We start from the raw sequence: 7,264 nt of genomic DNA, 5'->3' as shown, positions 1-7,264 counted from the left end.
GTGCCGCGGCCGGTGGTCTGCTGGGCCACAAGGCGCTGCTCGTGCCAGAGGCGGGCAAAGGCCGCTACGCGGTTGTAGGAGCCGGTATAGCCCAGACCCCGCAGATCGGCGTACATCTGCTTGACGGTGCGCCGCTGCTTGCGGGATCGGCCAGCTTCCGTCTTGAGCCAGCCGGCGAGCTTCAAGGCGAAGGGATCGAGCTTGGATGGACTGACCCGCTTGGCATAGTGCGGCTCGGCCTCGCCTACGCGCAGGTACTTGCGGATGGTGTTGCGCGAGAGGCCCGTGCGGCGGGCTATCTCCCGGATGGACAGCTGCTCTCGCAGGGCCCAGCGCCTGATGACACTCAGTGTTGCCACGTCTATCACTCCTGGTCTCCTGCTGCTCAGCAAAGCAGCAGGTTAGGGTTAGTACGTGGGTCAGGTTTGGATGGAAATCCCGGGGGTTAGTGGGTCACTTCTGCGTGGAAATCAACACACCGACTACGCCCAGACCTGGTCGGTCGAGCTCGCCTGAGGAGGCGCCATGCTTAGAGTCTCCATCCACAGCAGCGACGCCAAGGGCATCAATGCGGGCAACCAGCTCGCGCAGCTGGACATCGCGTACGCCAAGCTGGGACCCATCGCAGACTACGTTGTCGGCATTGCCATTCGCGGCGTGGGTGCGGTCGAGCCCGACAGGGTGGCCAACTACCCACGCTGGGCAGGCAGCGTATGGGACCTAGTAGCTCGTGCGCTGACGCGGCTGCTGTTTCGGGCGGACCAGGCACCACCGGGCCGCGCACCCGACCGTCGCTGTGCGTACACAACCAAGCTGTGCGCCATCGTTGAGCGCATATCCCCCGAAGGTCCGCTGGCTGAAGTCGCCAACGTGGAGATTCTCCAGGCCGGCGGCAAGCGGGGCATGTACCTGGCGCGTTTCGAAGAAGACATCCTGGGGACCCGTGAAGCGAGTTTCGCCTACGGGCTGAAGTCGCTCAGCTACCCGGAGCTGCTGCTACGCGCCATCTGCCACGCCTACTTCGGCAAGGACACCTTGGGGCCTCGCCCGAGCCTCATCCTGCCGCCCACCATGAAGGTGGACGGAATCGAGGTTTTCGATGTCGAATCCTTGAGCGAGCCTGCCCGCACCGGATTTTTGCGCTACCGCGGCTTCTACCTTCCGCTTTCCTCTGCGCCGGACCCACTGGTGCCGGGCCAGGCGTATGTCGATTTCTTGAGCCGAGGCTGACCGTGACTACAGCAACAGCAGCCCCGCCTATGAAGTACTTTCCCCTGCGTCGTCGCACGGGAACGGCCGCGTTCCACACTTCGAGGAAGGCCGTGGACTTCGGGCACCAGGACCTTGAGAAGTTGTCCGCTCTGGACGCGGTGAAGTTCGTCGCCGAAGCGGTCTGGGGCTCCTTCACGGAGATGCCCTGCGTGCACTGCGGCACTATCGACGCGCACTACTGGTCAGCCAGAGAACTGCGTTGGAAGTGCAAATGCTGCGGCAAGCGCTTTTCGGTCACTTCGGGCACTGTGTGGGCGGACCGCAAGCTTCCACTGACAACCATCCTGCGCATCGCGTTCTCCTGGGGCAACGGAGCCTCGGGTGTCCCCGCGCTCCAGCTGCGTCGAGACTGGAACGTCTCGTACCCAACCGTATTCACCCTGCTTCAGAAGCTTCGCGAGGGCCTTACCCGTGGGTTCAGCACGGGCATCCTCTGCGGTACCGTGGAAATGGATGGCATGGACATCAACGGCCGCCGGTACAAAGAGAAGCGCAACAAGCCACAGGGTGGCGGAAAAAAGGTCTCCCCGAGCATTCCCGCGCACCTCCTCAAGCCTTCCCCGGACCATGTTGGACCGCCGCTTCCGCCGAAGTGGGGCAAAGCTGCGCGTCAGCACCCTGACCGCCGACAGATGATTTCTGTGCGCCAGCGCGGTATCTCCAAAGGCATGGGCGCTTCAGCGACCAAGGTGTCCATCGCCATTTCGGAGTCGTCTCACACCGTCATCTCGGTTGCCGAGCGCGGCATCTCGGCAGAGTCGTACTTGATGACAGATGAAGACCCTTCGTACACGTCATTCGCTCGTCGTTTCGCATCGCACGAAACCATCAACCACTCCATCAGCTTCAGCCGCGAAGGTGAGGTCAGCAACAACCAGGCAGAGAGCTTTAACGCCCGGGTTCGCCGAGGCACTGAGGGCATATACCTGAACGTCAGCAACAAATATCTCACTGACTACGCCTCGGAAATGGCCTGGAGGGAGGACACCCGCAAGCTCTCGACCGGCAACCGGTTCAAGCACCTGCTGCAGGAGGCGCTCTGGGTGGGCATGTCATGGTGGTGGCGCGGATACACGCACGGCAAGCACCGGCAGGATGAACTCCTGGTCGAGGGCAACCAACCGGCGAAGGCACGCGGCCGGCCGAAGGGCTGGAAGCCGAAGCCGCCAAAGTGATGGCCACGCAAGAGGAGCATGGAGTGTCCAAAAGGCCAGAGGGGCGTTGCACACGCGAGGCTTACTCACGTTGTCTCATCAAAATTGAGAATACTCAAAACTCGTGAGATATGTGCAATGGGAAGGCTCTAAGTCAATGACGGCCATGCATGACAAGGGCACGTTGCGGGCATTCGCCACCGTACTCGGACGAAGACTGGACACGCCTCATGTCCTCTATATAAGAAGCAATTCGCCAGTTCAGTTAGCCGGCGTGCTAGCGCGGCGCTACTTGGGAAGTATTACAGCCTGAGCTAGCATGGCGGGCATTGGCCAAGGGCGGACAGTCGGGTGATTGACTCCTATGCAACATTACTTCTCCAATGAGTACATACAGCAGAAGTATCCGCCTCCCAGCAAGTGGCCTGGGAGGGCGCTCAGATTGGTCGTTGCTGGAATTGTCGGCCTTGTAGCCACGCTTCTGTTCGTGAGTTCCATGGACCACGATTTCGATTCCCTGTTCCCTCTAGCCTATATCGCCACAATCATTGCAATCGTTGCGTATGCATTCCTATGGGTGTTTCGATTGTTCTGGCTGGAGGGCCTGTACCGGACCGCCGTCTTTGAAATCGACCAACAAGGGGTGTGGCGCAAATCCAAAAGAGGCGCGGAACTGCTCATCGAGAAGCGTCAGCTGTTCTCCATAGGCGTCTACCGCCGGAGTTCCAGAGAGGTCGCCAAGCTTGTCCTCGTAGGCCGCAAGCGCTCGGTTGAAGTGGAGGGCCTCGTCAGCATGGACGCATTCTTGGACGACCTCACACGGGCCTACCCAACAGTGCCTGTATTCAACGCCTAGGAGCTACGGGAGGTTGTGGGCCCGGTTCAGTCTGAGCTAGCATGACGGCAAACGGCCATAAGCGGACGCTCATCAAAAAACATCCCAGTCATTGGCTGCGCTATGCACTGTGACTAAAACATCTTTGCCGCAACCGAAGAAGAGTTTGACCTCATTTTTCCGGGCGGCCAGGACGTAGCCTTCATCGACGAAATGTACAAAAAACCGGTTGCGAAGAAGCCGCGCTAGTCGCGCGTCTGAATCAATTTGGACACGACGCCTAGTAAAGTCTCAGGCAATGGGGATTCACGGCTTACTGTTCTATCAGCTTGAAGAGAAGACGTACTATGCAACCCGCCGATACGAAGAAGCAATCAACTCGAAGGCTCGTTTCTTAGATAGTTGTCTCGAAGTCACAAGCAGTCTCCGGTAGGTGATGGAGCTTAAGGTCCGCGTTGGCCTGCACTAAACGCACCCCGCTCAGGTTCACCGCTCCACGTAGCGGGGCTCGGGGCCCACTGTATCGAAGGCTCTAATTCCAACAACGCAGCGACAGCATCGCCGAGGTGGACTCCAAGATGCTCTGCCGCCGCCGCTGCACCTCCGTCCTCCATGCTTGCTGCTTGCACAAATGGACGAAAACGCTCCCAAGTAGCACCGAACTGCGAGACGATGATTCGCGCCAAATCGTACGAGAGTTCATTGCCTTCATCTGTACGCAGGAAGGACTTTCCTGACCAGAATTCCTGAATTTCACCTGGACCCCAGAACTGCCGATGGCGTGCATGCATTTCCCGTGGCGTTGAAACCGCTGAGCCCGGCGGGCAGAGGCGATGCTCGATGTTGACGGCAATGCCTTCGTTCAACCATGCAGGAATAGGTAGGTGACCAAGACACGAGTGGGTCAACTCATGTGCAACTACAGGCTCGATGTAGCGCAAGTCAGCTGCAATTGTCACGAAGTGACCGCAACCAAAGTTGATGTACATGCCGCCACTTCTGGCGAACTCACCGTCCTGGGGGTAGTACTGTGCGACGTACTTATAGTAGGTGTCGTCATCCGAGAACACGATAAGGATTTGGTGACCCCAGTCTGAAATATCAGCAACGCCATCCAGAATGTTCACGACTCGTTGATGCGTCGTTTTGACGAATGCGAGCGTGGCTTCGGCGACGTTCGCTTCGAGTGTTGATAGGAGCAACGTGCTGCCGTTCTTACGCAGCCGATACGCAGGTCCAAGGGATGCTTGCAAATGTTCGAGCCAAGCGCACTCGCAATCTGACCAGGCGCGGGCCTTACAAACCTCATCAGGGATGCCATCGACCCAGTGCTGAACGGCATCCCAATCGAGTAAAGGGAGGCCATCGGCATGAATCAGGTTATCAGGGACATTGAAGTCACACACTCCTTCTACTGAGACGGCAGCGGGAGCCAGTGGGGGCGTTGAAGCCGGTTCCAACGGTGCAGGATACTTTGGTGTGACCAGTGAACGAAGGAGCTTCAGCACAGTGTCTTGGATTCAGGTGCGGGCTACGAGCAAAGGAGTGCGGCTGCGACTGTGCGACCGAAGGCAGTCCGTTAGGTGCATGCATTTGCTTGACGTCGGAGTTCGGAAAGAATTCTACTGGGATGTCAGCGTCTCCTCCTGACCGACGGCTGCCACTAAGGTGACGACTCGGCGCGCCCCTTGGCGTATCGCAGAACTGGGGCATGGAAGGCGGACCGGGGAGGCACGCCTGTTCCGTATAAGCGCTCTGCACGGCACGCCATGGCCTGATTTGAAGAGAATCCCGTTGACAAGGGCTTGCGTTGCCTTCAGACGCCACCGGCGGCAGCCAGGTACCGTCTCGCCAAGGACTGCTGGGTTCTGACCCGATAGACCTTCTGCCACCCAGCTCCCGCCACAACCTGCTCCAGGTCGATGCCTTGGTCGAACTGCTTGAGCGTCGCGCAAAGCGCGGCATGCTGGTCCTGCAACAGCCTCTGCCTGGAGAGGAGTGACCCCGCTGCGTTGGGCTTGGCAACAAGTAACACCTCAACGTATTCGAGCTCCCCTTTCACGTTCGACAGTCGCTCTACGAGCTTGGTCAGCGCCGTCTGCGTTCGTGTCCTGGTCATGGTGAGTGCCATCAACTCAGGTCCTCAAGGTGTTTCGCCTTCAGCTCAGCCAACGTCAACTGGGGGACCCAGCGCCACCGAACACGTATCGCGCCCTCCTGAACCGCAACTCGTTCGGCGAGGCCCTGCTCTGCAAGGTGGTAAAGCTGGCGGTGGACGGTGTTCCTGTAGTAGGCCGCTCGAGCGCCTGGACTCGTGAACTCGATGCCAAACTCGGGGACAGCCCGCTGAAGGAGCTCTAGTCCAGTGGGTGCGTGGGGGTAGGCTTCAGTCAGCGCAGCCTTGAGCCACTGGCGCAGGTTGCCGCGGCCGCCGTACTTCTTGTGGGCCTTTACGACGAAAGTGTCTGTTCTTAGCCAGACCACCGATGAGAGGCTCAACGCCTTCTCAAGGGAAACGCATAGGGCCAGATGGCGCCCACGTGCTTCCTCCAAGCGCCGAAGGTGAGCATGGGCTTTCTCCAGGTCGGACGCGATTCGGTCGAGCTCTCCCCTGGCGGCGGCCAGCTCGTTGAGCAGCCACTTGATGTCAGGGGGCGTCTGCTGCCGGCTCATGCTTGGGCTCCTGCACGGCACCTGCCAACGCTCGCAAGGCTGAAAGGCTCGTCGGCCCCTTCCAGCCGTACAGCTGGTTTCGCTGATTCGGATTCTTTTTCGGAAGGCGCTCCACCACGCCGTCTCGCTGGACAGCCAATCGCAACACGGCCTTCACGGTGTCCCGGAAGGACTTTCGTTCCGGCGGAGTCAGGAGCTTCAAGTTGAAGTGCTCCGTCGCAAGCTTCGTAAGGTCGGCCCCCGAGATGGGCTGTGGTGCCGCATCTTGGAGCGCAGCCCGGAGAAAGTTCGACAGCGCACCGCGCGCGCCGTACTTGTCCTTCCAGGGCACCACGCGCCCTGCGGCGTCGGAGCGCACTCTGCTGTCTACAAGTGCAATCGAGACATCGAGCGCCTGGAGATTGCGCTGTTTCTCGGCAGCTACCTGTTGCGCTTCCTCTCTGCAACGAACAGCCTTTGCGCGCATCTCTTCCCAACGGCGAGCTGCTATGTCGAACGAGTCCGCCCGTTCTTGTGCCTTGCCGAGTTGCCCGAGAACCGCAGCTCTCTCGTTCAAGAGCCACTTCAGTTCGGGCGGAGTTCGCTGGGGGAATGGGTCGAGTGAGGGGTTCAAGAAGGTGTCGCATCAAGCCAAGATACCTTCGTGAAGCGACCCCTCCTGCCCAGCAAACAAGCAAAACGGCCCTCAAGGGGCCGTTTTCAGGGAGTTTGGGCCATCAGCTTGATAACACCCTTGGGGCGAGCGAGTGGGCTCAGATGAAGCGGTGCAGCATGGCCTGGCGGCTGCGGAAAGCAACCCAGCGGTCCCAGCCAGAGCCTTCGTCCTGGGGGGCCACCTTCGCAGCCATTTCCATCCCGAGCGGAGCAAGGGCTTCACTGAAATCGGTCTGGCCGGTGCCGACAAATTCATCTTCTTCGGCGTCGGCACGTGAACGTGCCAGGGTGAGTTCGCTCATCAGCCGGGGATCGCGACGGGCCATTTCCCACATGCGCATTTCGGCACGGGCTTCAGCCATCGACTGCGACCAGCTGTCGAGGTAGACACCAGCGCGTCGCGCCATGGAGCGGGCGGCGCCAGCAAACAGCGCCAGCCCTGCGAACACCACCACCCACAGCAGGACCCAGGCCAGGAAGAGGTGCTCGTCGGCCCACGTGCTGATGAGCTGGTCCGCCAGCACCACCATGGCGGCGACCACGGCGGCGAGCAAAAGGCCAGACAGGCCCCGTGTGCCCGCAAAGCGGCTGCCGACTTCGTTGCGCGCCGAGCCGGTGGCGGCGCTGAGCCCCAGCGGGGAGGAATGGGTGGATGCGAAACTGCTCATGGCGGACT

8 protein-coding genes and 1 pseudogene are annotated in these 7,264 nt (G+C 60.2%); 3 read left to right on the top strand and 6 right to left on the bottom strand.

Features of this window, described 5'->3' with window-relative positions; all coding sequences use genetic code 11:
* Positions 1–368: pseudogene (locus tag CAP37_RS20275) on the bottom strand (IS21 family transposase); the annotation flags it as partial.
* A 157-nt stretch (positions 369–525) separates the two neighbouring features.
* Here CAP37_RS20275 and CAP37_RS20270 point away from each other — a divergent pair.
* The 3 genes from CAP37_RS20270 to CAP37_RS20260 all read left to right on the top strand — a co-directional run bounded on the left by CAP37_RS20270 (position 526) and on the right by CAP37_RS20260 (position 3,282).
* Positions 526–1,230, top strand: a complete 705-nt coding sequence (locus CAP37_RS20270; protein ID WP_086126511.1) for a hypothetical protein — start codon at positions 526–528, stop codon at positions 1,228–1,230.
* A gap of 29 nt (positions 1,231–1,259) precedes the next feature.
* Positions 1,260–2,447 carry an IS1595 family transposase gene (locus CAP37_RS20265; RefSeq protein ID WP_086126508.1) on the top strand — a complete coding sequence of 396 codons (1,188 nt, stop codon included), beginning with the start codon at positions 1,260–1,262 and terminating at the stop codon, positions 2,445–2,447.
* A 475-nt stretch (positions 2,448–2,922) separates the two neighbouring features.
* A complete protein-coding gene (locus CAP37_RS20260; RefSeq protein WP_218776887.1) occupies positions 2,923–3,282 on the top strand; it encodes a hypothetical protein in 360 nt (119 codons plus the stop codon).
* Positions 3,283–3,704: 422 nt separating this feature from the next.
* Here the strand turns inward: CAP37_RS20260 and CAP37_RS21630 are convergent, their stop codons facing one another.
* The 5 genes from CAP37_RS21630 to CAP37_RS20235 form a co-directional block, all read right to left on the bottom strand.
* Positions 3,705–4,769 (bottom strand): hypothetical protein, encoded by a 1,065-nt coding sequence (locus CAP37_RS21630; protein WP_179190301.1) that lies wholly within the window; start codon positions 4,767–4,769, stop codon positions 3,705–3,707.
* 308 nt (positions 4,770–5,077) lie between these two features.
* Positions 5,078–5,392 (bottom strand): hypothetical protein, encoded by a 315-nt coding sequence (locus tag CAP37_RS20250; protein WP_086126503.1) that lies wholly within the window; start codon positions 5,390–5,392, stop codon positions 5,078–5,080.
* Positions 5,392–5,934: a hypothetical protein gene (locus CAP37_RS20245; RefSeq protein ID WP_086126501.1), complete on the bottom strand. Its 543-nt coding sequence runs from the start codon at positions 5,932–5,934 to the stop codon at positions 5,392–5,394. Before CAP37_RS20245 ends, CAP37_RS20250 begins: the two co-directional genes overlap by 1 nt.
* Positions 5,909–6,490 carry a hypothetical protein gene (locus CAP37_RS20240; protein WP_086126498.1) on the bottom strand — a complete coding sequence of 194 codons (582 nt, stop codon included), beginning with the start codon at positions 6,488–6,490 and terminating at the stop codon, positions 5,909–5,911. The genes CAP37_RS20245 and CAP37_RS20240 overlap by 26 nt, the downstream gene beginning before the upstream one ends.
* A gap of 196 nt (positions 6,491–6,686) precedes the next feature.
* Positions 6,687–7,256 carry a hypothetical protein gene (locus tag CAP37_RS20235; RefSeq protein ID WP_086126496.1) on the bottom strand — a complete coding sequence of 190 codons (570 nt, stop codon included), beginning with the start codon at positions 7,254–7,256 and terminating at the stop codon, positions 6,687–6,689.
* Between the last annotated feature and the right edge of the window lie 8 nt (positions 7,257–7,264).

The organism is Hydrogenophaga sp. IBVHS1 (genome assembly GCF_002127265.1).
Classification (GTDB): domain Bacteria; phylum Pseudomonadota; class Gammaproteobacteria; order Burkholderiales; family Burkholderiaceae_C; genus Hydrogenophaga.
This window is presented reverse-complemented; position numbering and strand designations above follow the sequence as displayed.